The following is a 26,379-nucleotide window of genomic DNA, read 5'->3' on the forward strand; positions in this document are numbered from 1 at the left end:
GTCGGGTCGATGGGCTACTTGACGGCGATCGGATTGACGGGTGAGCCGACGGCGCCGGTGATGGGCAGGGGCGCGGCGGTGAGCCAGAACTCGTACACGCCGTCGTCCGCGCAGTCCGCGGCGAGGACGTCGAGGTCCCACATCTCGCCGACCAGCAGGCCCATGTTGGGGATGACGACCTGGTGCAGCGGCTGGAAGGCGTTGTCGAACTCGTTCGGCCGGACCTCGAAGCCCCAGGTGTCGGTGGCGATCGCGGCGATCTCGGTGCGGTGCAGCCAGCCCGCGGTGGTGAAGGACAGGCCGGGCGCGTCACCGCCCGCGTATTCGCCCCAGCCCTCGCGGCGGACGCGGGTCAGCTGGCCGGTGCGTACCAGGACGATGTCCCCGCGGCCGACGGGGACGCCGTGCGCATCGGCGGTCGCGGTCAGGTGCTCCTCGGTGACGGCGAAGCCGTCGGGCAGCTCGCCGTCGGTGCCGATGACCCGTCCCACGTCGAGGAGGACGCCGCGCCCGGCCACGTGCCGGGCCATGTGCTCGATGCCGGTGACCAGGTCGCCCTCGGCGGTGACGACCTTCTGCGCATCGCGTCCGTTCCACGCCTTGCCGTGGTCGAAGACGTGACCGAGCCCGTCCCACTGGGTGGAGCACTGCAACGGCATCGTGATGAGGTCGTCGGCGCCCCCGATCCCGTGCGGGGAGCCCTGGTTGCCGAGAGCCGCGTCCGTGCCGGTCATCAGCATGGTGTGGACGGGGTTGGTGCGCCGCCGCCAGCCCTTCTGCGGGCCGTCCATGTCGAAGCGCTGGGAGAGCGAGAAACTCACCCCGCGTCGGCCCAGGGCCATGCCCTCGCGGCGTTTGGCCTCGTCGAGGAAGTTCAGGGTGCCGAGCACGTCGTCCTCTCCCCAGCGTCCCCAGTTGGAGTACGCCTTGGCGGCCTCGGCGATCGCGGCCTCGGGATCGGTGCGGTCCGGGCTCATGACGCGGTCTCCGCCGTGCATCGCGTGCGTTGGGTGCCCAGTCCGGCGATGGAGCCCTCCATGACGTCGCCGTCGCGCAGCAGCCGCCCCCAGTGCATGCCGTTGCCGGCCGGGGATCCTGTCAACACCAGGTCGCCGGGCAGGAGCCGCGCGGTCTGGGAGATGTACGACACCAGGCGTGCGACGCCGAAGATCATGTCCTTGGTGGACTCGTCCTGCATGGTCTCGCCGTTGAGTTTGAGGGTGATCCGCAGGTCGCCCGGGTCGGCGATCGACTCCGCGGGGACGATCCACGGGCCGAGCGGGGTGAAGCCGGGGGCGTTCTTGCTGTGCAGCCAGTCGGTGCCGATTCCGGGCATGTCCTGGCGGAAGACGGTGGCGCGGTCGGTGAGGTCGTTGGCGATCGTGTAGCCGACGACGTACTCCAGCGCCTCCTCCACGGAGACTCGGTGGGCGGGCTTGGCGATCACGGCCACCAGCTCCAGTTCCCAGTCCGGCTGTGCGGCCCAGGCGGGCAGGAGGACGTCGTCGTACGGGCCGGTGATCGCGCTCGGCAGACCGATGAACACGTAGGGCAGGTCCTCGGCGGCCCGGCGGTCCATGACCTCCGCGAACTCGACCCGCGCCTCCTCGACCGTGCGGGGGTCGTCGGGGGAGCGGTGGGCGACTGCCAGGTCGATCACATGCTGCCGGTAGTTGGCGCCGGACTGGAAGACCTGCCGCGGCTCCACCGGGGCATGCACCCGCAGACCGTCCAGAGGCAGCCGGTCGCCGGCCGTGTCCGCGGCCAGAGTGCGCAGGCGGGGCAGCACGTCGTCCCAGCCCTCCAGCAGGGTGCGCACGGTGAGCTCCGGCGCGCCCAGGGCGGCACGCAGGTCCATCACGCGGTCGCCCGGCACGACCAGAGCGGGGAACGGATCCCGGCCCGGTGCGCTGACGGTGCCGAGAGCGAAGGGGCCGGAGAAGGTCGGTGAATCAACATCACGTTTCACGGATGTGTCCTCTCGGTGGCGGTGCGACTAATCTGGCCGCACCGCACCCGATTGGGGAAATCGATTCGCCGGATGAAGCTCATCGGTGGGGCCGATGAGCTTCTGGTCTCGTCTCTTGTCTCGCGCGACGGGTGATCAGCGCTCGGGAGCGTCATGCATCTGGCCAGCCTTGACCTTGAATCTCGTGGTGGCTCTGCGCGCTCTGCTGGAGGAACGCAGTGTCGCCAGGGCCGGGCAGTGCATCGGGCTCAGCCAGCCCGCGATGAGCGGCGCCCTCGCGCGTCCTGGACCGGGCCGTCAGCGGCCCGCACGATCGACAGGATCTTGCGGTGGTCAGCGGGCAGCGCGGCCTCGTCGGGGATTCTTGCTGCGGTGCGGGATCAGCAGAACCGTCCGCCCCGCCACCCGGGCGGGAGCCGGAGCGACGGTCGCGGCGGCCTCCGCCTCGGCCCGGTACTGCTCGGCCAGCCGGTTCAGCACCCACTCGGCGATCACCAGGTCCTCCCGCTCGGGGCCTGGACCTCCTGCAGTCGCTTGGCCGATCCGCGGCCGGCGTGTCCAGTTCAGGCGAGCCGTGACCCGCTCCGGCTCCTGCTTGCCCACGCCCTCCCCGCCACATCCCACCCGGTGACGGATGGTCAGAGCGGCACGGTCCTCGGCGCAGCGGAACCCGACAACGGCTCCGGCCGGCACGTCAGACGATCTTCACCGTGGATACCGCCGACGACCAGCTCGTGTATCCCGCCCGGCCCTCACACCAGACCCATGACCTGCGAACTTCCCGTTGCACGGACTTCACAGGTCCAGGACCAAGCGGCGGCAGCGTGCGCGGCCGACGCAGATCATCATCGTGTCGTTCTCGTCCCGTTCCTCTTGCGTCAGCAGGCTGTCCCGGTGATCGGGGATGCCTTCGACGACCTTCGTCTCACATGTTCCGCAGATGCCTTCCCTGCACGAGTTCGGCGGCTCGATGCCGTTCTCCTCCAGGACCTCCAGGATCGTGCTGCCGGGCTTCACGGTGAAGCTGCGTCCGGTCCGGCGCAGCACCAGTTCGAAGGCCTCTTCCTCGGCGGCAGTCGGGGTGGGGTGGGCGGCGAACCGCTCCAAGTGCAGCGTTCCCGGCGGCCAGGCGACGCAGCGCTGTTCCACGGCGGCGAGCAGCTGCTCCGGACCGCAGGAGTACACAGATGCGTTCTGCCGCGGCGGGCCCAGGAACGCGTCCAGGTCGAGCAGTCCGTACTCGTCCTGCGGGCGGACCGTCACTCGGTCGCCGTACCGGGCGAGGTCGGGCAGGAACGCCATGCTCGACCGGGACCGGCCCCCGTACAGCAGGGACCAGCGCGCCCCCGACGTGGCGACCTCCTCGATCATCGGCATGATCGGCGTGATGCCGATGCCTCCGGCGATGAACAGGTACTCCGACTCGGGGGAGTCGACGAGAGCGAAGGTGTTGCGGGGGCCGGTGACGTCGACGACGTCACCGGGCCGCAGGGACTCGTGCACCGCCCGTGACCCGCCCCGCGAGGCGCTCTCCCGGAGGACGGAGACTCGCCAGGTGGTGCGGTCGGCAGGTGAGCCGCTCAGTGAGTACTGGCGGACGGGGCCGCCGGGCAGGTGCAGGTCCAGATGGGCCCCCGGCGTCCACGGTGGCAGGTCGCCGCCGTCGGACCGGCGCAAGTGCGCCGAGAGCACTCCCTCGGCCTCCCACACCAGGGCGGTCACCCGCAGCCGCAGGCGCTGCTCCTCGCTTGTCACACGCATTTTCACAACCTTTGAGCCTCGAACCTGTTACTAGGGCACCCAGCTCAGGGCGCTGTCCGCGACGGGCGTCAGACGGACCACCGCGACCCTGGAGTCCGAACCATCCGAGCGGTGCACGCTGACGCTGAGGGGGTCGTCTCCCGCCAGCACCAGTGCGTCCGCTTCGGCCAGCAGGTGGCGGTCCTCGACCAGCACCCGCCCGCCGGAGGCGATAAGGACCATGAGTTCGCCTTCCGTGCGCACCACCGTGAGGGAAGGGCTGGGGTCGAGGACGTCGACTGCGGGCGCGGCTGTCAGAGAGTCGGCCACGATCTCGACGGTCGCCCCGCCGGGCAGGGGCGCGGCAACCCGGCGCGACGTCTCCGACGGCAGGTCGGACGGTCCCTGGCCGCCGGTGAGTAGGCGCACCTGCCACTGCCACGGCTCGCGTCGGGGTGTGTCCGGCGACGCGGCGACTTCCCAGCAGGCGCTGGCCACTTGCCGGTGGGCGTTGGCGCGGAGCAGGAGCCTCATCGGTCTGCCTCCTTGTCTTTGCTGCGGGTCGGGTTTCCAGCCGAGTGGATCAGGCGTGGAGATGGGCGTGCCGGGTTTCTCCGGCTCATCGCACGGCCGCCAGGAACGCCTTGGTACGCGCGTGCTGGGGTTCGGTGATGACCTGCCGGGCCGGACCGTCCTCACCCATGACCGCGTCGACCCGCCCGCTGACGACCGCCAGGTTGGCCTCGTCCTGGGAGGGGAACAGGTCGATCCTGACCGGGTCCTTGCCCGCTCGGGTACACTTCTTCGATATGGCCGGGAGCTGGTCGAGCCCCTGGACGGAGCCCTTCTGGGCGGAGACGGAGTGCCCGCACAACGGCATCGGCTCCCTCTTCGGTCCCAGCGGATTGCCCGCCTTGGCCGCGAGGCCGCTCCCGCCGTTCACATACGGCACGAAGCCGACGGTCTTGGATCGCTCCGGGGTGAGCCCGAACGCCGAGGCCCCGATGTCGTACGTCTTCGCGACCAGGCCCGGCAGGATGGTGTCGAAGCCCGCGTTCACGAGGCGGTGGGACCGGGAGGGCAACGGGATAAGCAGGGCATGAGCGCGGCAGGCGGTTTCAGCTTTGGACTGCGACGGGCGTGGCCTGGGACGCCGGGCCGGAGCGGTCCGCTCCCAGCGCCCGGTCGCCGGCCTGCTGCTCCGCCGCCAGGAGCCGGGAGAGGATCCGGCGGGCCTTGGCGACGCCGGCGTCCTGGCCGATGAGCACGTCGTGCTCCCCCTCGGGGCGCTCCTGCATTCCGATCTCCTGCTCCCGCAGGGCGTCGGCGTCCTCCCGCAGCACGGTGGCGAGCCCGGCCTCAAGCTCCTCGGTGGCCCACTCGGCGTCGACGGCGAAGTTCCGGCTGAACGCGTAGTAGTACCAGGTGGTCTTCTCGTCGACCGGCGTGATCCCGTTGAGCACCTTGATCAGGTAGCCCTCCTCGCGCGGCCGGCCCCGGCCGGTGATCCCGGAGTGCAGGACGTGGTAGCTCGGGACGTGGAACTCGGTGGCGTGGAACCGGTCGTACAGGCCGTCGGTGGCCATGGTCCGGGCGTAGAGCGGCGGCGCTTCCACGCCGGGCATCAGCCGGTCGGCGGTCACGACCCGGCCGTCCACCTCGACGGTGATGCCGTGCTCGTAGATGTAGTCGTCGCCGACGGTCGTCTTGTGCAGGAACGACTCGTGCGTCAGGTCCAGCAGGTTGTCGTGGATGAGGTCGTGGCGGCACTCGAAGAGCACCGTGTGGGTGACCGTCGCCCACTCCGGGTCGGCCATCCAGTGCGTGTCCGGGACCAGGCTCTCGTCCGCGAGTTCCACGTCTCCCGTCCAGACCCAGATCCAGCCGTCCTTCTCCACGATCGGGTAGCTGCGCACCCGGGCGCGGGCCGGGATGGCGGACTGGGCGGGGACGCGGGTGCAGGCGCCGTCGGGGCCGTAGGCGAAGCCGTGGTAGCCGCATTCGATCGAATCGCCGACCGTACGGCCCGCGGACAGGGGGTAGGCGCGGTGGGCGCAGCGGTCGGCGAGGGCGACCGCCGCGCCGTCCGGTGTGCGGTAGAGCACGATCGGCTGCTTGCAGATGACCCGGCGCACCGGCTTCTCGGTCACCTCCGCAGACCATGCGGCGACATACCAGGTATTCAGGACGAACATGATCGACAACCTCCCTCTGGATGCGGTGAATGCACTGTATACAGTGCATTCATGGGAGACAATGGGCCTGCCGGAATGGTTTTCTCTCCCCAGGCCGATCCGGCCTCGCGGCGACATCCGCCGACGACAAGCGTGAGGAACGGAGCGCGACGTGAAGCCTTTGCGGGGCGACCCCCGGGACACACGCCCCCTGGGCGTCCGCGTCTACGAGCGGCTCCGCGACGAGATCGTCTCCGGCGGTCTGGAGGCCGATTCCCCCTTGGTGCAGGAGCAGTTGGCCGAGCGCCTGGGCGTGTCCCGCACCCCGCTGCGCGACGCGCTGAACCGCCTCGCCCACGAGGACCTGGTCACCTGGGTGCCGGGCAGCGGCTACATCGTCAACGCCCTGAAGCCGAGCGACATCTCCGAGGTCTACCAGGTGCGCCAGTCCTTGGAGACCCTGGCTCTGCGGCTCGCCTGCGGCAGGCACGACCGGGCCCAGTTGGCGCGGCTCCTTGCGCTGATCGAGGACATGGCGGCGTCCGACCCGGTCGACGCGGTGGCGCAGTTCGAGCTGAATCGCGCTTTCCACATGTCCTTGATCGAGCCCTGCGGGAACGCGCTCCTGCTACGGATGATCGACACGCTGTGGGACCACCCGGTCAACCGCCGCATCACCCGCTCGTACGTCGACGACGCCGCCAACGTCCCGCTCATGACGAGCGAACACCGCGCGATCTTCGAGGCAGCCCGGGCCGGCGACGAGGAACGCCTGGTCCGGCTGGCGACGGAGCACATGTACGCGGGCTATCAGGAGACGCTGCCGGAAGGCAGCGAGATCGAGCTGCGGCCCCGGCCGGGCTCCGACGGGCTGCGCTGACGTCGAAGACCTGCCGATCCCGTGACGAGGCGGCGTGGATCCACCAAGCCGCCGACCAATCTCACTGCGCTCAATGACTTTGGTCGGCTTGGGATACTTCTGTGCCGCTGGAGGAGCTCTCGTCTTCCTGGGTCGCGTGCCCGAGTCCGGCGAGCTGGGCGAAGTTTCGACGCGACGGTCATGACGGCCCACCGGCGTCGTTGGCGACGTCCGGATAGCCGGTAGGCGACACCGGCAGAGTCGAGCTTGGCGAGACCTTGGCCCGGAAATGCCCCGGAACTGCAGGTCAGAGCTGGGGTGCGGGTGGGAGATATCGGGAGTAAGGGTGGGTTTCCATTCGCTGCTCAGATGCGCTCCGAGAAGGGCGCCTGCCGGGCATCAGCCCTGGTCAGGCGCCCTTTTTCTGCGCCTAGAAGAAGCCCAGCTTCTTCGGCGAGTATGACACCAGCAGATTCTTCGTCTGCTGGTAGTGCTCCAGCATCATCTTGTGCGTCTCCCGTCCGATGCCGGACTGCTTGTAGCCTCCGAAGGCCGCGTGCGCCGGGTAGGCGTGATAGCAGTTCGTCCACACCCGGCCGGCCTGTATGGCCCGGCCGGCGCGGTAGGCCGTGTTGATGTCGCGGGTCCACACACCGGCCCCCAGGCCGTACGAGGTGTCGTTGGCGATCTTGACGGCGTCGTCGAAGTCGTCGAACGAGGCCACCGACACCACCGGGCCGAAGATCTCCTCCTGGAAGATCCGCATGCGGTTGTCCCCTTCGAATATCGTCGGTCGGACGTAGTAGCCGCCCTTCAACTCGCCGTCGTATTCAGCGCGTTCGCCGCCCGTGAGGACCTTGGCGCCCTCCTGCCGGCCGATGTCGATGTACGAGAGGATCTTGGTGAGCTGGTCACTGGACGCCTGCGCGCCGATCATCGTGTCCGTGTCGAGGGGATGGCCCGGCTTGATGAGTTCGGTGCGGGCCACGGCCGCCTGGAGGAAGTCGCCGTAGTTGCCGCGCTGGATCAGGCCGCGCGACGGGCAGGTGCAGACCTCGCCCTGGTTGAGCGCGAACATGGTGAAGCCCTCCAGGGCCTTGTCGCGCAGGTCGTCGTCCTTGTCCCACACGTCGTCGAAGAAGATGTTCGGCGACTTGCCGCCCAGTTCCAGCGTGACGGGCTTCAGGTTCTCGGCGGCGTACTGCATGATCAGGCGTCCTGTGGACGTCTCACCCGTGAAGGCCACCTTCGCCACCCGCGGGCTGGACGCCAGCGGCTTGCCGGCCTCCGGGCCGAACCCGTTGACGATGTTCACCACGCCCGGCGGCAGCAGGTCCGCGATCAGACTCATCCAGTAATGCAGCGAGACGGGCGTCTGCTCGGCGGGCTTGATCACGACGGCGTTGCCCGCGGCGAGGGCCGGAGCGAGCTTCCACACGGCCATCAGGATCGGGAAGTTCCACGGGATGATCTGCGCGACGACCCCGAGGGGCTCGTGGAAGTGGTACGCCACGGTGTCGTCGTCGACCTGGCTGAGGGAGCCCTCCTGGGCACGGACCGCGCCGGCGAAGTAGCGGAAGTGGTCGATGGCCAACGGGATGTCCGCCGCCAGCGTCTCACGCACCGGCTTGCCGTTCTCCCAGCTCTCCGCGACCGCCAGCGGCTCCAGGTGCGCCTCCATGCGGTCGGCGATCTTCAGCAGGATGTCGGAACGCTCGGTCGCCGACGTGCGGCCCCAGCCCGGCGCGGCCGCGTGCGCCGCGTCCAGCGCCCGCTCCACGTCCTCCGCCGTGCCGCGCGCCACCTCCGTGAACGTCTCCCCGTTCACCGGCGAGGGGTTCTCGAAGTACCGCCCGCGAGCGGGCGGCACGTACTCGCCGCCGATCCAGTGGTCGTAGCGCGCCTGGTAGGAGACGATCGCGCCCTCGCTTCCGGGCGCCGCGTAACGGGTCATCCTGGTCTGCCTCCTTCAGCAGCGCTGCCCGCCGTCGGACAGCTCCGTGCACGACGCTAGGGAAGCGGACGTTGCGGTCACGTTGCGGTGCCGGCCGTGTTCAGGGGCGCGGTCACTCTCCCGGCGCCGTCAGTTCCGACTCCAGGGACGCGAGGCGGGCCCGGGTCGCCGCGGTCGGACGGGCTGCCGAGAGAGCCCGCCACACGTCGAGATCGTCCTCGCCCCAGGGTGCGTGCGCCCAGTCCGCCAGCAGGTCGGGGTCGCCGCAGCCGATCAGCGCGGCGCGCAGACCGTCGGCGAGACGCCGTCGGAGCCGTGCCACCGCCGGCGCCCGGGATCCCGGCAGCGGCGGCCCGGTGTACGCCGTCAGCGCCGCCGTCACCGCGCCGGCCGCCAGCCGTCGTTCGACGACGTCCAGGTCCGACTCGAACGCGGCGGTGAGCCGGTAGGGCCGCGAGGCCAGCAATCCGGGGCCCAGCACCCCGCGCAGCCGGGCCAGCTCGGCTCGCAGCGTCACCGGTGTCACCGACTCGTCCTCGTACAGCGCGCACAGCAGTTCATCGCCCGTCAGGCCTTCGGGGCGACGGGCCAGCAGCAACAGGATCTCGCTGTGCCGACGGCTCAGCCTGATGGCCCGTCCACCGGTGACCACTCGCGCCTCGTCCCGGCCCAGCACGGTCAGCCGCGGTGTCTCGGCCGCCTGCCGGACCGGGGCGAGCAACGCCAGGTGGGCCTCCGCGGCCCGGGCGACCGCCTGCACGAACCCCAGGCTGTGCGGGTGTGCCAGCCCGTTCCCGCCCGTGATGTCCACGGCGCCCAGGACCCGCCCGGTCCGCGGATCGTGCACCGGGGCGGCAGCGCACGTCCACGGCTGCACGCGCCGTATGAAGTGCTCGGCCGCGAACACCTGCACCGGCCGGTCCAGGGCGACCGCCGTGCCGGGCGCGTTCGTCCCCACCGCGTTCTCCGCCCAGCGTGCGCCGGGCACGAAGTTCATCCGCCCCGCCTGTCGCCGGGTCGCCGCGTGCCCCTCCACCCACAGCAGCCTGCCGCGCGCGTCGCACACCGCCAGCAGATGCTCGCCGTCGGCGGCGAACGTGCCCATCAGCTCGCGGAACAGGGGCATCACTCGAGCCAGCGGATGCTCGCAGCGGTAGGCGCCCAGCTCACCGTCGTCCAACTCGACGCTCGCGGCGCCGTCCGGGCCGACGCCGGCCCGCGCGGAACGCCGCCACGAGTCGGCCACGACGGCACGCACCGGTCGGGGCACGGTGCCCGCCTCGGTGAACGTCTCGTGCGCCCGACGCAGGAGCCGTACTCGCTCGGCGGGGTCGGCCCCGGGTTCCAGGGCCACCCAGGGATCGGTCAACTGGTCCTCCCGGAACGCGGTACGGCTGAGTGCGGGTCGCAGGGTGCGGCTGGGGACATCGTCACGCCGGGTGCGCGGCGCGACAACCGTCCGGCGACACTCAGTCGAAACGTCGCCGGCGGGTCGTGTGATCACGCTACGGGCGCCGGTCGGGCGGACAGGGGGAACGGCCGAGATCCGTGGACGAACCCGCGTTTGTGGACAACTCGGTCACCCGAAGGAGGGGTTCCGGTCATCCGGCGGCCAGGGCGAGGCACGCGGACCCGGCTCGCGGCCTCGGTGACACATGAACCTGTCCTTCGGGGCGCACACGGGCCGAGACCCGTCAGGGACGCAGCGAGGCGGCGTCCTCAGGCCCCGCTTCGGAACATCTCGCTCCGGAACGCCCCGCTCCGAACGTTTCCCGCCGCCCGTCGCTGCCTGCCGCCCGCCGCCTGCCGCCCGTAGGCCTCTCAGGCTCGCTCCGCCACCGCGGCCGGGTCGTCGAGCACGGCTCGCACCACCGAGTGCGCGGCCCCGAGCAGGGGTCCCTCGGGGCCCAGCCGGGAGACGGAGACGGGACAGGCGGGGCCCGCCGTGCGCCGGGAGAGTTCGGCCTCCAGCGACGGCAGAAGCCACGGCGCGAGTCCGGCCAGGGCGCCGCCGAGCACGACGCTCTGCGGATCCAGCAGGTTGAGCGCACCGGTCAGGGCGATGCCCAGGGCTGTTCCCGCCTCGCGCAGAGCGCGCCGCACCTCCGGATCACCGTCCGCGGCGCGGCCCGCGAGGAGGCCGACGCGGTCCTCGCCCGGTTCCAGCCCGGCCGACCGCAGCACCGCCTCCTCACCGGCGTACTGCTCCAGACATCCGCGTCCGCCGCACCCGCACTCCGGCCCGTCGGGATGCACCGGCACATGGCCCAGCTCGCCCGCGAAGCCGCGGGTGCCGCGCAGCAGGCTGCCGTCCACGACCAGCGCGGCGCCGATGCCGATCTCTGCCGACACGTGCAGGAAGTTCGCCGGAGTGTCCGCGCCGAGCCAGAGTTCGGCCAGCCCGCCGAAGTTGGCTTCGTTGTCGACGGTCAGGGGGAATTCGCCGGGCAGCAGCGCCCCGAGGTCGACGTCCTGCCAGCCGAGGTTCGGCGCACGGACGACCGTGCGGGCGTCGCGGGCGACGAGGCCGGGGACGGCCACCGCGAGGCCCGCCGGCCACAGCCCCTCGCCCTCGGCCTCGGCGACGACCTGGCGCACGAGCCCGGTCAGTTCCTCGACGACCGGCCCGGGGGAGCGGCCCCGGTTGGCGACGTGCCGCTCGGCACGCGCCCGGACGTCACCACGCAGGTCGACGGCGCAGACCGCCAGATGGTCGACGCCGACCTCGGCGCCGATGCCCACCGGTCCGCGCCCGCTGACCGCCAGCGCCGATCCCGGGCGCCCCACCCGGCCGGGCCGCTCGGGGCCCAGTTCCTCCAGCAGACCGGTACGTATGAGCTCGTCGACGAGGGTCGAGACCGCCGCCCGGGTCAGACCGATGCGTGAGGCGATGCCCGCGCGCGAGAGCGGTCCGTCGGCGTGGACGGCGTGCATCACCCTGGCCAGATTGCGCCGGCGCATGCCCTGCTGGGTGTCGGGCAGCGCGCGCCCCGGTCCGGTCGGCCGGGCCTCGTGCGGCGGTGCGGTCATGCCTCCGTCGATTCGTCGATCTGTTGATGTTGGGGTGCCGATGTCAAGGCACCGATGTCCGGGCGTCGGTGTTCAGCGCGCGTCCGTGCTCCGTTCCAGCAGCGCGGCCGCGTCGGAGAGTACCCCGGCGATACGGCCCAGCGTCGCCTCGTCCCGATCGACGGCGTCGAGGACCGGGCCCCGCGCGGTGTCCCAGCGGCGGGCGACGGCGGCCGGGTCCTCGCCGGTCAGGAGGCCCGCCGCCTGCGCCGCGGCTCCCAGCGCGACGAGCTCCCTGGCCTCGGGCACCTGGACCGGCCGCCCGGACAGCCGGCGCACGGTCTGCTGCCAGGCGTCGCCGCGGGCGCCGCCGCCGATCAGCAGAAGGGGGGCCGAGCGGTCGGCGTCCTCGTCCAGGACCAGGTCGAGCGCGCCGAGCAGGGAGTGCACGGCGCCGTCGTAGGCGGCCTGGAGGAGCTGACCGGCGGTCGTGTCGTGGCGCAGCCCGTGCAGCAGGCCGGAGGCGTTCGGCAGGTTCGGGGTGCGTTCGCCGTCCAGGTAGGGCAGCAGGGTGAGGTGCTCGGCGGGCTCCACGGCCTCGCGGTCCAGACCGAGCAGAGCGGCGACGCGGTCGACGGCGAGTGTGCAGTTCAGGGTGCAGGCGAGCGGCAGCCAGTCGCCGTGGGCGTCGGCGAAGCCGGCCACGGTGCCGGTGGGGTCGGTGGGGCGGTGCTTGGCCACCGCGTACACCGTGCCCGAGGTGCCCAGGCTCAGGACCGGTGTGCCCGGGCGCAGCCCGAGGCCAAGGGCCGCCGCCGCGTTGTCGCCGGTGCCGGGGGCGACCAGCGTTCCCTTGGCGAAGGGCAGGTCGTGGCTGTCGCGCACGGTGCCCGCCACCTCGCCGGGCCGCACCACGCGGGGCAGCAGCGCGGGGGAGAGCCCCACGTGGGCGAGGATCTCCTCGTCGTACGCCTCCGTGGCCGAAGCCCACCAGCCGGTGCCGGACGCGTCGCCGCGGTCCGTGGTGCCCTCGCCCGTCAGACGCTCGGTGAGGTAGTCGTGGGGGAGGCGTACCGACTTCGTGGCCCGCAGGGCCTCCGGCTCGTTCTCGGCCAGCCAGGCCCATTTCGTGACCGTGAAGGAGGCCGCCGGCACGGATCCGGTGCGTTCCGCCCAGAACTTCGCGCCGCCCAGCTCCTCGGTCAGCCGACGGGCCTGGGGCGCCGACCGCACGTCGTTCCACAACAGTGCCGGACGCACCGGCTCCCCGCGCCCGTCCAGCGTGACCAGCCCGTGCTGCTGTCCTCCGATGGACACCGCGGCCACCTCGCGCGCCGCGTCGCCGCACTGGTGCAACGCCTCGCGCAGGGCGTCCCACCACTGGCGCGGGTCGCTCTCGCGACCGGCCCCGGAGGAGACCGTGTGCGGGGCCTGGCCACTCGCGACGACCTCGCCGGTGGCCGAGTCGACGACCAGGGCCTTGGTGGACTGGGTGGACGTGTCCACGCCGACGACGAGCGGACCCTCGGCTGCTGACATCGGGTTCTCCCTCAAGTTTTTTCCGCGGCTCTGCGGGATCTGTCTTCCCAGAGATGCGTCCGCATACTAATTTGTAAACGGCCATGACGAAATAGTTCGCCACCGCCAGCACGACAGTCTTCGAGCAAGGAGCCGCGGCATGAGTTACCAGCCCACCCCCGACGACAGGTTCACCTTCGGCCTGTGGACCGTCGGCTGGCAGGGGAGGGACCCGTTCGGCGACGCCACTCGGCGCGCCCTCGACCCGGTCGAGACGGTGACGCGCCTGGCCGAGCTGGGCGCCTACGGCGTGACCTTCCACGACGACGACCTGATCCCGTTCGGGTCCTCCGACAGCGAGCGCGAGGAGCACATCAAGCGCTTCCGCCAGGCTCTGGACACCACCGGCATGACCGTCCCGATGGCCACCACCAACCTGTTCACGCACCCCGTCTTCAAGGACGGCGCCTTCACGGCGAACGACCGTGACGTGCGCCGCTACGCCCTGCGCAAGACGATCCGCAACATCGATCTGGCCGCCGAGCTGGGTGCGAAGACCTATGTCGCCTGGGGCGGCCGTGAGGGCTCGGAGTCCGGTGCCGCCAAGGACGTGCGTGTGGCGCTCGACCGCATGAAGGAGGCTTTCGACCTCCTCGGCGAGTACGTGACGGCCCAGGGCTACGACCTGAAGTTCGCCATCGAGCCCAAGCCGAACGAGCCGCGCGGCGACATCCTGCTGCCCACGGTCGGCCACGCCCTGGCCTTCATCGAGCGCCTGGAGCGCCCGGAGCTGTACGGCGTCAACCCCGAGGTCGGCCACGAGCAGATGGCCGGGCTGAACTTCCCGCACGGCATCGCGCAGGCGCTGTGGGCGGGCAAGCTCTTCCACATCGACCTCAACGGCCAGTCCGGCATCAAGTACGACCAGGACCTGCGCTTCGGCGCCGGCGACCTGCGTGCCGCGTTCTGGCTGGTCGACCTGCTGGAGAGTGCCGGCTACGCGGGCCCGAAGCACTTCGACTTCAAGCCGCCGCGCACCGAGGACCTCGACGGCGTGTGGGCGTCGGCCGCGGGCTGCATGCGCAACTACCTGATCCTCAAGGACCGCGCGGCCGCCTTCCGCGGCGACCCGGAGGTCCAGGAGGCCCTGCGCGCCTCGCGTCTCGACGAGCTGGCCCAGGCCACCGCCGCCGACGGACTGCAGAGTCTGCTCGCCGACCGCACCGCCTTCGAGGACTTCGACCCCGAGGCGGCCGCAGCCCGGGGGATGGCCTTCGAGCACCTCGACCAGCTCGCCATGGACCACCTCCTCGGCGCTCGGGGCTGAAACAACCGCACACACGCGCGCGTGTGTGTACGGCCGAGGGGGCCGCACACACGCGTGCCGCCGGACGTTCGCGTCCGGCGGCCGACGGAACCTCCGGGCGCAATACGCCGGAATCATGTCCTCCGTGACCTGAACCGGTATCAACTCGCGCGCGGGGGTCGCCTCCTGGACGGGCCCACGGTCAGGCTGGGCGGTATGGCCCTACCGCCCGTACCGCCTCAGCCGCCCGTACCGCCGGGTGACATGCCGCCTCCCGGCGGCTTCGGACCGCCCACCGCCCCTTACGCGGCCGGGACGGCCGACGGCCCGGGCGGTCCCGGCCGGCCCAGGAAGCCGCTCTTCGTGGTGCTCGTCCTGCTGATCGTGGCCGGTGTCGTGCTCGCCGTCGTGCTGACGGCCTCGAACGACCGCTCCCCGGACGACGCGCCGGGCCCCGGGGACAGCGCCACGACCTCTCCGAAGCCTTCCGCCAGCCTTCCGGTGGAACTGCCCAGCGGCTTCCCGGGCGAACTGCCGTCGCACCTCCCCACCGGCTTGCCCACGCAGTTGCCGAGCACTCTGCCGACCGAGTTGCCGAGCGGACTCCCGACGGAGTTTCCGAGTGGACTGGAGTCGCTGCTGCCACAGGCGGCGGAGCCTGCTTCGTAGCCGGCGTCACCGACCGCGCGGCAGCCGCACGTACGCGAACGACGCAGCGATGCCGCTGTTCGACCAGCCGCCCCTGGGCGTGGAAGGCATCCTTCGCCGTCCGTCATCCCGTAGACGTAGACGTTGTCCTTGATGAGGGCCGGAGTGGCGCGGTCCGAGAGCAGAGGCACGCACCGAACGGTGTGCTGTCTGGAGGTGAAAGCGGAGCGGCGGCCGTCTGCCGGACCGACACGGCGCTGAGGACGATATGCGAACTCAGTCAGGGAATGCGCTTCCTTCGCCGCCGGGCCGCGCGGTGGCCAGGGCCGTCGCCGGATCGTGGGCGGCGCCGCCCGCAGGTGTCCAGCGGCCGCCCTCCTCGCGGAACGGCCACCAGCGACCGTCCCGCCCCAACCGCAGTTGACAGCCCGTGCCCACGGCCGTCCACCGATTTCCCCGCTCTTGCAGCAGAGGCCGTTCGTCCTCCTCCCAGGCCGAGTCCAGCGCCGCACGCGCGCGTACGAGCGCTTCGCCCTCGACGGTCCACTCCTCCTCGAGGACCGACAACGCGGACGCGCCTCCGTGCGCCCAGGCGCGCACCCCCAGTTCGAGCTGCTCCCGGTCACGCCCCGACCCGGCGGCGAGCCGGCCGGCCACGACCGCGGCGGGTGTCTCCCCCGCGTGGGGGCCTCCGAGGACGCCCGCCGCCAGCCGCACCGCGTCCTGGGCGAGCGTCGACCGACCCGTGGCCGCCGCGCTCCGTCCGGCGTTTTCCCGCAACGCTTCCACGAGCATCCTTCGCGCCTCGACGGCCGTCAGCGCCGCCAGAATCTCCAGCGCCGCCGGGTCCAGCCCGAGGGGGACCGGCGCATCCGTGTCCAGCGACGGGGGAAGGCCCGGTTCCTGCGGAAGTTCGGTTGCGGCGGGCAGCGGGGGCAGGACGCTCCCGGCCGCGTAGGCCTCCGCCGCGTCCACGCCCTCCGCCCCCGGTCCGGACACCTCCTCCGCGGCGACACCGCGCGCCTGGAGGGCGCCCAGCAGGGAGTCCTCGCGGCACCCTCTGAGCAGCAGCAGGATGAACGGGTCCTGGTCGAGCAGCCTTGCCACCTGATAGCAGACGGCCGCGGTATGACCGCAGTGGTCCCACGCTCCGCAGTCGCACTCGGCCTCCAGGTCGCCGAGCCCCGGGAGGAGGCTGATGCCGGCCGTCTCGGCGTCCTCGACCAGATGCGGGGGCATCTCGCGGTCGAGCAGCGCGGCCACGTGCCCGGATCGCTCACCCGCCAGGTCCAGGAACCGGTCCCACTGCGCGTCCGAAAGCACGTCGAGCAGCACGTCTGCCCTGTGCGCCGTGCGATCGCGGTCCCGGACGACGGCCGTGACGCGTCCCGGCCGCACCGACACCGCGCCCACGGCGCCCGCCCGCGCCAGCCGGCGGCCTGTCCTCACCTGCGCCCCGTCCAGCGCGCCGTCCTCCAGGGCGGACAGCCACGCCCGGCCCCACCAGGTCCGCGCGAACGCCTTTCCGGGCACGGGAGGCGACGCGGCGAAAGTCCGTTCGTCGCCGTCGATGCCGTCGATGCCGTCGATGCCGTCGATGCCGTCGATGCCGTCGATGCCGTCGATGCTGTCGTGGCTGACGTGCCCGTCGTGCCCGCTCATCGTGTGCCCCCTCGCAGTTCCACCAGGTCGGCCAGCTCGGCGTCCGTCAGTTCCGTGAGCGCCGTCTCCTCGCCACCGAGAACGGCGTCGGCGAGGTCCTGCTTGCGGCGCAGCATGCCGGCGATGCGATCCTCGACCGTGCCTTCCGCGATCAAACGGTGTACCTGCACCGGTCGGGTCTGGCCGATGCGGTAGGCGCGGTCGGTGGCCTGAGCTTCGACGGCCGGGTTCCACCAACGGTCGTAGTGCACGACGTGCTCCGCGCGCGTGAGGTTGAGGCCGGTGCCCGCAGCCCGGAGCGACAGCAGGAACACGGGGATCTCGCCGTCCTGGAAGCGCCTGACCATGGCGTCCCGCTCGGCGAGGGGAACACCGCCGTGCAGGAACTGGGAGGGCACGCCTCGGGCTGCCATGTGCTGCTCCAGCAGACGTGCCAGGCTTACGTACTGCGTGAAGAGGAGAACGCTCGCGCCCTCGGAGAGGAGGGCGTCGAGCAGCTCGTCCAGGAGCTCCAGTTTCCCGGAGCGTCCGGCGGTCCTCGGCCGCTCCTCCCGCAGGTACTGCGCGGGATGGTTGCAGATCTGCTTGAGCGCAGTCAGCATTTTCACGATCAGTCCGCGTCGCGCCATGTCGTCGGCCCCGGCGATCGCCGCCAGGGTCTCGCGCACCACGGCCTCGTAGAGGCCCGCCTGCTCCTCGGTGAGGGACACGGGGTGATCGGTCTCGGTCTTGGGCGGCAGTTCCGGGGCGATCCCGGGGTCCGACTTGCGGCGGCGCAGCAGGAACGGCGCCACGAGCCGGGTCAGTCGCTCGGCTGCGGCCGGATCGCCCCCGCCCTCGACCGAGCGCGCGTACCGCGTACGGAAGGCCCCCGGACGGCCCAGGAGCCCTGGTGTCGTCCAGTCCAGGATCGCCCACAGCTCCGACAGGTTGTTCTCCACGGGGGTGCCGGTCAGCGCCACGCGTGCGCGTGCGCCGATCGTGCGCAGCGCCCGAGCGGTGGCCGAGCAGGGGTTCTTGACGTGCTGTGCCTCGTCCGCCACGACCAGCCCCCACGTCGCCCGGCCGAGGCGGTCCGCGTCCAGTCGCAGCGTGCCGTACGTGGTGAGCACGAACTCCCCGTCGGCCAGGTCCTCCAGGTCGCGACGGGCACCGTGGAAGCGGCGCACAGGCGCCCCCGGCGCGAACCTTTCGATCTCCCGCTGCCAGTTGCCCATGAGGGACGTCGGGCAGACCACGAGTGTGGGGCCCGCCGAGGACGGATCCGTCTGACGGTGCAGGTGCAGCGCGATCAGCGTGACCGTCTTGCCGAGCCCCATGTCGTCCGCCAGGCAGCAGCCCAGTCCCAGGGCGGTGGTCCGGGCCAGCCAGGTCAGGCCGCGCCGCTGGTAGTCGCGCAGGGTGGCGTCGAGCGTGGCGGGCTGCTCCACCGGCTCGGGCGCCTCGGCGCCGGTCAGCCGCTCCCGCAGGGCCGCCGGCCACCCGGTGGACCGTACGTCGACCCGGCGGCCGTCGATCTCCGTGGAGCCCGTCAGGGCCGCGCTCAGGGCGTCCACGGGCGTCATCCTGCCGTCCTGCCGGGCGCGGGCCCGGCGCAGCTCCCTCGGGTCGAGTAGGACCCACTGATCGCGCAGCCGCACCAACGGCCGGTCCGCTTCTGCCAGCTGCTCCAGTTCCTCCCGCGTCAGCCGCCGGTCGCCCAGCCCGAACGACCAGGTGAAGCTCACCAGCGTGTCCGCCGACAGGAAGGACGGAGTGTCCGAGCCGACGCGACCGGGTTTCGCCTCTTCCTGCGGTTGCCCCACGACCGCGTGGATCGTCAGCGAGCGGACGAGCTCCTTCGGCCAGTGCACCTCCACACCGGCGTTCGCCAGGGCCCGTGTGCCCTCCCCGAGGAGCTCGGCGATCTCCTCCTCGAGAAGATCGACGGCGTCCGGGACGCCGGCGGACAGCAGCGGGGCGAGCGGTGGCCAGGCCCTGGCCGCGCGACGCAGCGCGAGCAGGGTCTCCATCCGCGCGTGGGGGCCGAACGCCCCGGGCGGGTCACCCCGGTCGCCCCAGATCTCGGCGGCGTCCGCGACGAGCGCGGGATCGCTCACGCTGTGCACCTGAAGCACGGCCCGGAACCCGGGTTTCGATCCGCCGCCGTCAGGGGGCGCCGAGGCCTCCGCGCCGCTCGTCTCCATCCCCTCGGCTCCGGCCGGGCCGAGTGCGGGCAGGCCGGGCCCCGAGACCTCGATTCGCAGCGAGATCCGTACGCGGGCGTCGTGTGCCTCTGAGACTTCGGCCGCCCACGCGCGCAGCTCAGGCGCGAGCTGCGGCTGCCGCGCCGCGTAGAGGGGGTCGCCGGTCACGAGCGACGCGGCGGGCGTGCGGGGCAGTGTGTCGGCGACGGCGTCCAGGAAGGTGCGCAGCAGGCGCTCGGGATCGGGGAGCCGTAGCGGTGTGGTCTCGTCCAACGGCACGGCGTGCGCTTCGGGTGGCATCGACGCGGCCAGTCTGCGCACCTGCTCGATGTCCTGCGCGCCCAGTGGCCCCATCCGCCATACGTCGTGGCCTTCCGGGGACAGGCCGGGAAGGAGCAGCCCGCGTGCGGCGCACCGCAGGGCGAGCAGGGTGGCCGCGCTCCAGAAGGCGGTGGACCGGTGGGCGTCCGGTTCGGCACGCGTGCGGGTGAGGACGGGGAGGGCGTCCCACATCGGCAGCAGCACGGCCGGCACGCGCGCGAGGGTCACACCGGTGCCGTGCGGTACGACCAGGCGCAGTCGGTGGGCGGAAGCCGGTGGGGCGGCTGGAGGAACCTGTTCCTCGCCGTAAGGACGCCAGAAGGCGACGCCGCCGGCGCGGGCCGGAGCCCCGGGGAGGAAAACGGCGCGGCAACGGGCCGGCTCGAAGATCTCGGACGGTGCGTCCACGGAAACCCTCTGCGCGGAGATGAGCCTCTCCTCAAATTTGACTACTTGGGGTGGGGTCGCCGAGAGTACAGCACCTCACCGAGAACGTGGACCACTTTCGGATCGGCCTCGGACGCGGACCTGCGAAGCGCGAGACACACGGCTCTCAGGGGCGTCTCGGGGTGCACCTCAGGGACGTCTCAGGGTCAGGATCGGAACCGTGGGCGGCGCGGGCCCGTTTCCATGGCAGAGAGCGGCAACGGCCGCGGAGGAGGCGACACAGATGTCGAAGAACGCGAAGATCGCCGTGGGCGGTGTGGCGGTCGGGCTTCTCCTGTTGATCTGGCTGCCCTGGTGGGCTGCCCTGTTGATCGTGGTGGGTGTCCCGGCGGCGGCCTACCTCACGCTCGATCCGGCACAGCGGCGCAGACTGCGCCGTGTCACGCGCAAGGAAATCGGCCGCTGACGCGCGGGCCCCGCGGCTCGGGGGGAACGACCGGTGCGGCCCTCCAGGAGCCATAGCGGTCAGGGCGGCCGCCGGGACCTTCGCCGTTCACCTAGGCCCCCTTTGTCACCGAGGGTGTCGATGGTCGACGCAGGAATCCATGACCCCCAAAGTCGCCGTTGTCGCCACAGGGACGACGGCCGTCGAGAAGGGAGAGACCGGAAGCTTCACAGAGGGCGCACGGCCATCTTGTCGAGCGCCTCGAGAAGCCCGGGCAGTTCGGGTCCGCGGCCGATCGGGAGCACCTCGCCGGGCTTGTCATCGAGGAGGACGAATGCGATGTCGTCGGTCCTGGCCACCAGCGACCAGCCGGGTCCGTCGGCGCGCAGAGTGCGCGCCTCACCGGGAGCGAACGAAGAGCGCACGCGGCCGAGCGGGGGAGGGGTGTCCACATAGGCGCGTACTTCGGCCAGCACACGTCGGATGTCGCTGTGACCCCCCGGCGCGTCCTTCCGGGCCTCTGGTGCCTCTCCGGCCTCACCGGTGCCTGCCACGCCTGCGGAACCAGGCGCCTCGCCGTCCCCGTCGGGCCCCGAGGCCGCGCCGGGCGCCGAGGTCGTGCCGGGCCGGCCGCCCTCGCGGGCCTGGTCCGTCCGGTCGGCTCGCTGCGCCCCGACGGCGTCTGTGTGCGTCCCGGCGCCGCCCTCCCGGGAGGGCACGAACTCCGTGTCGTCGATCTGCTCGCGCCACAGCGCCCACTGCAGCGCGATCTCGTCTGCCCCCAGCCGCCGCTGGGCCGGACCCCAGGTGCTCGCGTCGGGCGGGCGCAATGCCGGGCCGTCCGCCACCTCGGGAGCGGGATCGTGCGGCGCCGGCACGCCGGGAGCCGCGACGGCGACCGCCAGCGGCCAGCCGGGCAGCGCGGCGACCACCGTCCGTTCGGCGGGTGACAGGTCGTACTCCATACCGCAGTCCCACGACGCGATGGCGACGGCGACCAGCGACACGTCGTCGATGACGACGGTCCAGCGTGCGCCTTCGCCGTCCTGGCCCAGCACCAAGCCGTAGCCGTCGGCGAGCGGCGGGAGGCCGAGCGCCGCACAGGCCTCCGGATAGTCGTCGCCCAGCGCACTCGGGAACTTCGCCGGCGTCAACAGCACCGCCGTGAGCACATAGAGCGCATCGTCCGCGGCGGCGACGGCGTCCTCGTCCGTCCCGGCCATCCCAGCCTCCCCATCGGTTCGTCCAACGGCGCGCACCCTAGTGCGGCGGGAAGGCGCTTGTCACTGCCGACCGACCATTCGGAGCTGCAGCTTTCCGGTCGGACGGGGCGAATCGACCATCTCCGGCCGTCGGACGCCGTATGGCGTCGGCAGCCCGAGCGGCGCACGGACCACGGCATAGGGCGGTTCGTCGCGCTCCCGTGCGAGAGCGAGGACCGCGCGACAGGGGCGGTTCATCGACCGCGAAGGACAGCACCTGCGACGACACCCGGCCGCCGCCTCATCGAACCTGCCCTGGTCGTCTTCCGCGCGGGTCGAGCGTAGACGGCGGCCGCCTCGACAGGATCGGGTGCGCGCCTTCGGCCGGCCCGGGTCCGACGTCTCGCCCGGACGCACGCCCGGGACGGCCCTGCTGCACGGGCCGGCGTGCGCGTCACGTCGAAGTGCCTCCCGTAGCCGTGCGGATCCTGCAGAACCCGCCGACCGCCTTCCCGGGGGATGACGGCGACTGGACGTTCATCTCCTCCTTTTCGCCCTAGAGTTGGCGGTCGGGCGACAGAAGGGGGACAAAGCGGTGAAGCGCTTCGAGCGACTGGAACGGATCCGGCGGCTGGACCCGCACGAGGACGCGTTCGAGATCTACCGGCTCACTGCGGCGTACGAGTTCCCCTGGGACGTCACCCGCGCCTTGGAGCTGGCCCTGTATCGCACCTATGCGGTGCCTTCCATCGGGCGTCTGCTGGCGGAGACCGCGGAACTCACGGAGCGCCCACAGAAGCGCTACGACGACACCTCGCTCCTGCTGGGTGCCGTCGTCGAACACGGCTTCGACAGCGAGCAGGGGCGCACGGCCGTCCGCCGCATCAACCGGATGCACCGTAGTTACGACATCAGCAACGACGACATGCGGTACGTGCTGTGCACGTTCGTCGTGGTGCCCAAACGGTGGATCGACGCCTACGGATGGCGCAGGCTGTCGCGCCACGAGATCGTCGCCTGCAGCGTGTACTACCGCACTCTGGGGCAGCGCATGGGCATCAAGGACCTTCCCGAAACCTACGAGGAGTTCGAGGCCTGTCTCGACGCCTACGAAGAGGCCCACTTCGCCTGGGACGAGGGTGCGCGCCGCGTCTCGGACGCCACGCTCGCCCTGATGGCCTCCTGGTACCCGCGGCCTCTTGCTCCCGTCCTGCGCCGAGCCACGCTCGCCCTCCTCGACGCGCCGCTCCTGAAGGCCTTCCGTTACCCCGTGCCCGGCCCTGTCACTCGCGCCCTGGTGCGCGGAGCGCTACGCGCGCGTGGACGAGCGGTGCGGCTGCTGCCGCCACGCAGCGTCCCCCACTACGCCCGGCAGAACCGGGAGATCAAGGGTTACCCCAACGGTCACCGGCTGGAGGAACTGGGCACCTGCCCGGTGCCCGGCGTGGCCGGCTGCCCCGTGCGACGGCCGGGCGAGTCGGTCGGCCGGTGAGTCGATCAGCGAGTCGAGTGGCTCGCGCAGCCGGCCGAGCTCGGCCCGGGTGGTGGCCCGCGTCATGGTGAGGACCCCGCCGCCGGAACGGGTCCGTCAGCTCTTCGGGTCGGGCGGGTGCGCGCGTGTGCCGAACAAGGTCGGCCCCGCGTGGGCCGCCACCATGCGGCTGGCCGACCCGCGCGCACTGCATCGCGTGCCGTCGGGCTCAGGCACGGATCGGATCCGGTCATGCGAAAGATCCTGACCGGCCTCAAGACGGTCGAACGCGTCTGTCTGCAGGGCGAGCTCACCGGCGAACTCGAAGGCGCGGAGGCGCTGGAGGCGGAGGGCGTCCGGGTGGTGGCGTCCCCGGCGCGGGCCACAAAGTGGTGTTCGACCGCCCTGACGTGTTCGTGTGCCTGGTCACCGGACGTGCCTGAGTCCTCAGCCCTGCCGGACGGCCAGGGCGAGGAAGCGGGAGTCCTCGTCGACGTACGACGTCATGCGCCAGCCCGAACTGGTCAGCAGCGGGCCGAGGTTGGGCTCCGCGCGCAGGTCCTCCGGTGTGATCCGCCGGCCCTGGCGGGCCGCGAGCGCGGCTCTGCCGATCGGGTGGAAGAGCGCCAGCGTGCCGCCGGGGCGCACCACCCGTGCCAGCTCCCGCAGGTTCTCCTCCGGGCGAGGCAGATGGGCGACGAGCCCCGCAGCGAACACGGCGTCCACTGAAGCGGAGCGCAGCGGAAGCGCGGCGACGTCGGCGAGCACCAGTCGCCCGTCGCGGTCGCGTCCGGCCCGTACGGCGGCCTCCAGCATCGCCGGGGTCAGATCCACCCCCACGACCGTTCCCGAGGGCCCTACGGCCGCACGCAGCGGCGTCAGCGCGCGTCCGGTGCCGCAGCCGGCGTCCAGCACGCGGTCACCTCGGCGCAACCCGAGTTCACCGGCCGCGGCTTCGTAGGCGGGGCCGTCGTCGGGGAACCGGCTGTCCCAGTCCGCGGCCCGAGCGGTGAAGAACTCCTGGACGTGTGTGTGGTCGTCGCTCATGCCCGCATGATCCCCCACCGGCAGGGGATGCGCCGGTGTGCACGTTCGAGGGTGCCCCGATCGGTCCGTTGCATTTTCCCGTCATGTTCCAGCAGCTTTCGCACTGCGCCCCCTTGTGGCTTCGTGCTCCGGACGGCATCCCATGGCCATGGCACATCTGGACCACGCTGCCTTCGGCCGACCGGACTCCGTGCTGTGGATACGTGATGACTCGGCGACCTCTTCCGGCTCGACCACCTCATCCCGCTCATGCGACGCCACGCGGAGAGCCTGACCGTCCTCTCCCGACCCGCCGCAGGCCGGTCTCCTCACCGACATGGTCCGCGCCGCCGACTCCGAGGTCACCGGACCACGCGCGCGTGGAGGTGCGCCGACCCCGGAGGGGGCCTACATCGGCATCGCCGTCGCCGGCCTCCGCCTGCTCGCCGGACCCGTCCGGAACGCGGCCCCGTTCTCCCCGTTCTCCCGATTTCCCCCTTCTCCCGCTCCCGCCGCACACGCGTCTGCGGCGGGAGCGGCAATCCCGTCAGCGACGGATACGCCGTAGAGGTCGAGGACCGGGGCCAGGGCATGGGCGGCGAAGTCGTCACCGAGGCCAACCGGCGAATCGCGCGAGTCGGAGGCTCTCGACCTGTTTCGGACGCGTACGGACCTCCGCGGCGCCGAGTCGGGCACTACTTCGGACACCGACACGCAGGAGTCGATCACATCGGTCGGACCCCGGTCGAACGGCTCGAAGAAGGCGCGCGATCGTCATGATGCTGCCGTCGCGTGCTTGTGCAGAGGCTCCGCGCGACCGCTGCGTCGAGGCCCGGCGCGCCCGTACCGACGTAGACCGTTGCCGGCACTCCCGAGAGAAGTGATCCATGGTCTCCGAGCACTCCCACGACACCGGCGAGACGACTCCCCTCGCATTGAAGATACTGGTCGCCGGCGGCTTCGGCGTGGGCAAGACCACGATGGTGGGCGCGGTCAGCGAGATCAAGCCGCTGCGCACCGAGGAACTGCTCAGCGAAGCCGGCCGGTCGGTGGACGACACCGAGGGCCTGGACCACAAGGTCACGACCACCGTCGCCATGGACTTCGGCCGTATCACCATCCGCTCCGGCCTCTCCCTCTACCTGTTCGGGACGCCGGGCCAGGACCGCTTCTGGTTCCTGTGGGACGAGCTGTCCCAGGGGGCCCTGGGCGCCGTGGTCCTCGCCGACACCAGGCGTCTGGAGGACTGCTTCCCGGCCGTCGACTACTTCGAGCACCGGCACATCCCGTTCGTGGTGGCGGTCAACTGCTTCACCGGCTCGCGGACGTATGCCGCCCAGGACGTTTCGCGCGCCCTCGACCTCGACAGCGGAACACCCGTCGTGCTGTGCGACGCCCGTGACCGCGACTCGGGCCGGGAGGTCCTGATCAGACTGGTCGAGTACGCCGGGCGTATGCACACCGCCCGGCTGCTCGAGTCCGTGGGCTGACCCCGCCGTACGGCGGCCGGGGTCAGTCCGCCACGCGCTTCTGCGCCAGGACCTTGGCGATCGTGACGCGGACGAGGAGTTCGCCCGGCACGCCGTTACGGGCCCCGAACTCCTCGGCGCGCTCCTCTCCCATGTACCGGGCCCCGATCCGGGCCGCCCAGTGCCGGACCTCGTCGAGATCCTCCGAGATCCGGGCCCTGCCCTGCAGCACCACGTAGTCGAACGGCGGCCGGTCGTCGTCCACGCACAGGGCGACCCGGCCGTCCCGGGCCAGGTTGCGGCCCTTCACCGTGTCCTTGCCGGTGTTGAACACCACGTCGTCGCCGTCGAGCACGAACCAGATCGGTGCCACGTGCGGGCTTCCGTCGGCCCGCACGGTGGACAGTTTTCCGGTGCGGGTTCCGTGCATGACGAACGCCCGCCACTCTTCATCGGTCATCTTCTGTGCCATGCCGCCATCCTCCTTGCTCCGGCGACCGGTCCTGCGCAAGGCTGGCCGACAGATGCTCCGGTGAGACGGAGGATCACACGGGACGTCACTCGGGGACGTCACACGGGGAGTGGGACATGGCGCAGAACCAGGACCTGGACCGGCTGTTGGACGATCTGACCGAGCGCGTCGAGCCGGTGCGCCATGCGCTCGTCCTGTCCAACGACGGTTTGGTGGCGGGCGCGAGCTCGCGACTGCGCCGGGAGGACGCGGAGCACCTCGCCGCCGTCTCGTCCGGGCTGCACAGTCTCGCCAAGGGCTCGGGGCGCCACTTCGGCGCGGGCCGGGTGCGTCAGACCGTGATCGAGTTCGACGACGCCGTGCTGTTCGTCACCGCCGCGGGCACCGGCAGCTGTCTGTGCGTGCTCAGCGGCGCGGACGCCGACATGGGCCGGATCGCCTACGAGATGACCCTGCTCGTCGACCGGGTCGGCGAGCACCTCACCGTCGACGCCCGACAGCCGGAGCGCGCTCCGCTGAAAGACCTCTGACCTGCTCTTCCTCTTCCCCGATCGGAGTTAT

The 26,379-nt window shown here is 71.7% G+C and carries 23 protein-coding genes and 1 pseudogene; 8 read left to right on the forward strand and 16 right to left on the reverse strand.

Features of this window, described 5'->3' with window-relative positions; translation table 11 throughout:
• Positions 1-14 precede the first annotated feature (14 nt).
• From IE239_RS29715 to IE239_RS29745, 7 genes are all read right to left on the reverse strand, one after another.
• Positions 15-977, reverse strand: a complete 963-nt coding sequence (locus IE239_RS29715) for a cyclase family protein (protein ID WP_190152512.1) — start codon at positions 975-977, stop codon at positions 15-17.
• Positions 974-1,969, reverse strand: a complete 996-nt coding sequence (locus tag IE239_RS29720) for a fumarylacetoacetate hydrolase family protein (protein ID WP_190152513.1) — start codon at positions 1,967-1,969, stop codon at positions 974-976. The genes IE239_RS29715 and IE239_RS29720 overlap by 4 nt, the downstream gene beginning before the upstream one ends.
• Positions 1,970-2,302: 333 nt before the next feature.
• Positions 2,303-2,572: a hypothetical protein gene (locus tag IE239_RS29725; protein WP_190152577.1), complete on the reverse strand. Its 270-nt coding sequence runs from the start codon at positions 2,570-2,572 to the stop codon at positions 2,303-2,305.
• Between the two features lie 192 nt (positions 2,573-2,764).
• A complete protein-coding gene (locus IE239_RS29730) occupies positions 2,765-3,730 on the reverse strand; it encodes a PDR/VanB family oxidoreductase (protein WP_190152514.1) in 966 nt (321 codons plus the stop codon).
• A 30-nt stretch (positions 3,731-3,760) separates the two neighbouring features.
• The gene (locus IE239_RS29735; protein ID WP_190152515.1) at positions 3,761-4,243 is read right to left on the reverse strand and encodes a hypothetical protein; all 483 of its coding nucleotides are present in this window, start codon (positions 4,241-4,243) and stop codon (positions 3,761-3,763) included.
• A gap of 85 nt (positions 4,244-4,328) precedes the next feature.
• The gene (locus IE239_RS29740) at positions 4,329-4,769 is read right to left on the reverse strand and encodes a transporter substrate-binding domain-containing protein (protein WP_190152516.1); all 441 of its coding nucleotides are present in this window, start codon (positions 4,767-4,769) and stop codon (positions 4,329-4,331) included.
• Positions 4,770-4,827: 58 nt separating this feature from the next.
• Complete coding sequence (locus tag IE239_RS29745) at positions 4,828-5,904, reverse strand: Rieske 2Fe-2S domain-containing protein (RefSeq protein WP_190152517.1); 1,077 nt, start codon at positions 5,902-5,904, stop codon at positions 4,828-4,830.
• A gap of 151 nt (positions 5,905-6,055) precedes the next feature.
• Here IE239_RS29745 and IE239_RS29750 point away from each other — a divergent pair, with 151 nt between their 5' ends.
• Entirely contained in the window at positions 6,056-6,763 is a 708-nt protein-coding gene (locus IE239_RS29750; protein WP_190152518.1) for a GntR family transcriptional regulator, read from the forward strand.
• Positions 6,764-7,172: 409 nt separating this feature from the next.
• Here IE239_RS29750 and exaC read toward each other — a convergent pair whose 3' ends face one another.
• The 4 genes from exaC to xylB form a co-directional block, all read right to left on the reverse strand.
• Positions 7,173-8,696: an acetaldehyde dehydrogenase ExaC gene (exaC, locus tag IE239_RS29755; protein ID WP_190152519.1), complete on the reverse strand. Its 1,524-nt coding sequence runs from the start codon at positions 8,694-8,696 to the stop codon at positions 7,173-7,175.
• 112 nt (positions 8,697-8,808) lie between these two features.
• The gene (locus tag IE239_RS29760; RefSeq protein ID WP_190152520.1) at positions 8,809-10,065 is read right to left on the reverse strand and encodes a GAF domain-containing protein; all 1,257 of its coding nucleotides are present in this window, start codon (positions 10,063-10,065) and stop codon (positions 8,809-8,811) included.
• A 452-nt stretch (positions 10,066-10,517) separates the two neighbouring features.
• Positions 10,518-11,726 (reverse strand): ROK family transcriptional regulator, encoded by a 1,209-nt coding sequence (locus IE239_RS29765; protein WP_190152521.1) that lies wholly within the window; start codon positions 11,724-11,726, stop codon positions 10,518-10,520.
• Positions 11,727-11,798: 72 nt separating this feature from the next.
• Positions 11,799-13,244, reverse strand: a complete 1,446-nt coding sequence (gene xylB, locus IE239_RS29770) for a xylulokinase (RefSeq protein WP_190152522.1) — start codon at positions 13,242-13,244, stop codon at positions 11,799-11,801.
• 139 nt (positions 13,245-13,383) lie between these two features.
• Here xylB and xylA point away from each other — a divergent pair, with 139 nt between their 5' ends.
• The gene (gene xylA, locus IE239_RS29775; RefSeq protein WP_190152523.1) at positions 13,384-14,550 is read left to right on the forward strand and encodes a xylose isomerase; all 1,167 of its coding nucleotides are present in this window, start codon (positions 13,384-13,386) and stop codon (positions 14,548-14,550) included.
• A gap of 243 nt (positions 14,551-14,793) precedes the next feature.
• On the forward strand, positions 14,794-15,198 hold the full coding sequence (locus IE239_RS29780; protein WP_229878389.1) for a hypothetical protein: 405 nt from the start codon (positions 14,794-14,796) through the stop codon (positions 15,196-15,198).
• A 255-nt stretch (positions 15,199-15,453) separates the two neighbouring features.
• On the opposite strand, the gene IE239_RS29785 is transcribed toward IE239_RS29780, so the two are convergent.
• Positions 15,454-16,839 carry an SWF or SNF family helicase gene (locus IE239_RS29785; protein ID WP_373308166.1) on the reverse strand — a complete coding sequence of 462 codons (1,386 nt, stop codon included), beginning with the start codon at positions 16,837-16,839 and terminating at the stop codon, positions 15,454-15,456.
• Positions 16,836-19,754 carry an SCO1167/SCO6262 family helicase gene (locus IE239_RS29790; protein ID WP_229878390.1) on the reverse strand — a complete coding sequence of 973 codons (2,919 nt, stop codon included), beginning with the start codon at positions 19,752-19,754 and terminating at the stop codon, positions 16,836-16,838. The genes IE239_RS29785 and IE239_RS29790 overlap by 4 nt, the downstream gene beginning before the upstream one ends.
• A gap of 262 nt (positions 19,755-20,016) precedes the next feature.
• Here IE239_RS29790 and IE239_RS29795 point away from each other — a divergent pair, with 262 nt between their 5' ends.
• On the forward strand, positions 20,017-20,199 hold the full coding sequence (locus tag IE239_RS29795; RefSeq protein WP_190152525.1) for a tail-anchor membrane protein: 183 nt from the start codon (positions 20,017-20,019) through the stop codon (positions 20,197-20,199).
• A gap of 206 nt (positions 20,200-20,405) precedes the next feature.
• Here the strand turns inward: IE239_RS29795 and IE239_RS29800 are convergent, their stop codons facing one another.
• A complete protein-coding gene (locus IE239_RS29800; protein ID WP_190152526.1) occupies positions 20,406-21,401 on the reverse strand; it encodes a hypothetical protein in 996 nt (331 codons plus the stop codon).
• 574 nt (positions 21,402-21,975) lie between these two features.
• On the opposite strand from IE239_RS29800, the gene IE239_RS29805 reads away from it, so the two are divergent.
• Positions 21,976-22,872 carry an oxygenase MpaB family protein gene (locus IE239_RS29805; protein WP_190152527.1) on the forward strand — a complete coding sequence of 299 codons (897 nt, stop codon included), beginning with the start codon at positions 21,976-21,978 and terminating at the stop codon, positions 22,870-22,872.
• A 103-nt stretch (positions 22,873-22,975) separates the two neighbouring features.
• Positions 22,976-23,294, forward strand: a pseudogene (locus tag IE239_RS42475) (alpha/beta fold hydrolase); the annotation flags it as partial.
• Between the two features lie 4 nt (positions 23,295-23,298).
• On the opposite strand, the gene IE239_RS29810 reads toward IE239_RS42475, so the two are convergent.
• Positions 23,299-23,898, reverse strand: coding sequence for a class I SAM-dependent methyltransferase (locus IE239_RS29810; protein ID WP_190152528.1), 600 nt, complete (start codon positions 23,896-23,898; stop codon positions 23,299-23,301).
• A gap of 866 nt (positions 23,899-24,764) precedes the next feature.
• Here IE239_RS29810 and IE239_RS29815 point away from each other — a divergent pair.
• Complete coding sequence (locus IE239_RS29815) at positions 24,765-25,367, forward strand: GTP-binding protein (RefSeq protein WP_190152529.1); 603 nt, start codon at positions 24,765-24,767, stop codon at positions 25,365-25,367.
• Between the two features lie 22 nt (positions 25,368-25,389).
• On the opposite strand, the gene IE239_RS29820 is transcribed toward IE239_RS29815, so the two are convergent.
• Entirely contained in the window at positions 25,390-25,818 is a 429-nt protein-coding gene (locus IE239_RS29820) for a PPOX class F420-dependent oxidoreductase (RefSeq protein WP_190152530.1), read from the reverse strand.
• Between the two features lie 116 nt (positions 25,819-25,934).
• On the opposite strand from IE239_RS29820, the gene IE239_RS29825 reads away from it, so the two are divergent.
• Positions 25,935-26,348, forward strand: a complete 414-nt coding sequence (locus IE239_RS29825; protein ID WP_190152531.1) for a roadblock/LC7 domain-containing protein — start codon at positions 25,935-25,937, stop codon at positions 26,346-26,348.
• Positions 26,349-26,379 lie beyond the last annotated feature (31 nt).

It is taken from the genome of Streptomyces humidus (genome assembly GCF_014649655.1).
GTDB lineage: Bacteria > Actinomycetota > Actinomycetes > Streptomycetales > Streptomycetaceae > Streptomyces > Streptomyces humidus.

Bases quoted from the DNA above. Each gene is read 5' to 3' on its own strand.
- IE239_RS29715 (WP_190152512.1), bottom strand. From the start codon at position 977: ATGAGCCCGGACCGCACCGATCCCGAGGCCGCGATCGCCGAGGCCGCC.
- IE239_RS29730 (WP_190152514.1), bottom strand. From the start codon at position 3,730: ATGCGTGTGACAAGCGAGGAGCAGCGCCTGCGGCTGCGGGTGACCGCC.
- IE239_RS29735 (WP_190152515.1), bottom strand. From the start codon at position 4,243: ATGAGGCTCCTGCTCCGCGCCAACGCCCACCGGCAAGTGGCCAGCGCC.
- IE239_RS29745 (WP_190152517.1), bottom strand. From the start codon at position 5,904: ATGTTCGTCCTGAATACCTGGTATGTCGCCGCATGGTCTGCGGAGGTG.
- exaC (WP_190152519.1), bottom strand. From the start codon at position 8,696: ATGACCCGTTACGCGGCGCCCGGAAGCGAGGGCGCGATCGTCTCCTAC.
- IE239_RS29765 (WP_190152521.1), bottom strand. From the start codon at position 11,726: ATGACCGCACCGCCGCACGAGGCCCGGCCGACCGGACCGGGGCGCGCG.
- xylB (WP_190152522.1), bottom strand. From the start codon at position 13,244: ATGTCAGCAGCCGAGGGTCCGCTCGTCGTCGGCGTGGACACGTCCACC.
- xylA (WP_190152523.1), top strand. From the start codon at position 13,384: ATGAGTTACCAGCCCACCCCCGACGACAGGTTCACCTTCGGCCTGTGG.
- IE239_RS29780 (WP_229878389.1), top strand. From the start codon at position 14,794: ATGCCGCCTCCCGGCGGCTTCGGACCGCCCACCGCCCCTTACGCGGCC.
- IE239_RS29785 (WP_373308166.1), bottom strand. From the start codon at position 16,839: ATGAGCGGGCACGACGGGCACGTCAGCCACGACAGCATCGACGGCATC.
- IE239_RS29795 (WP_190152525.1), top strand. From the start codon at position 20,017: ATGTCGAAGAACGCGAAGATCGCCGTGGGCGGTGTGGCGGTCGGGCTT.
- IE239_RS29800 (WP_190152526.1), bottom strand. From the start codon at position 21,401: ATGGCCGGGACGGACGAGGACGCCGTCGCCGCCGCGGACGATGCGCTC.
- IE239_RS29810 (WP_190152528.1), bottom strand. From the start codon at position 23,898: ATGAGCGACGACCACACACACGTCCAGGAGTTCTTCACCGCTCGGGCC.
- IE239_RS29815 (WP_190152529.1), top strand. From the start codon at position 24,765: ATGGTCTCCGAGCACTCCCACGACACCGGCGAGACGACTCCCCTCGCA.
- IE239_RS29820 (WP_190152530.1), bottom strand. From the start codon at position 25,818: ATGGCACAGAAGATGACCGATGAAGAGTGGCGGGCGTTCGTCATGCAC.
- IE239_RS29825 (WP_190152531.1), top strand. From the start codon at position 25,935: ATGGCGCAGAACCAGGACCTGGACCGGCTGTTGGACGATCTGACCGAG.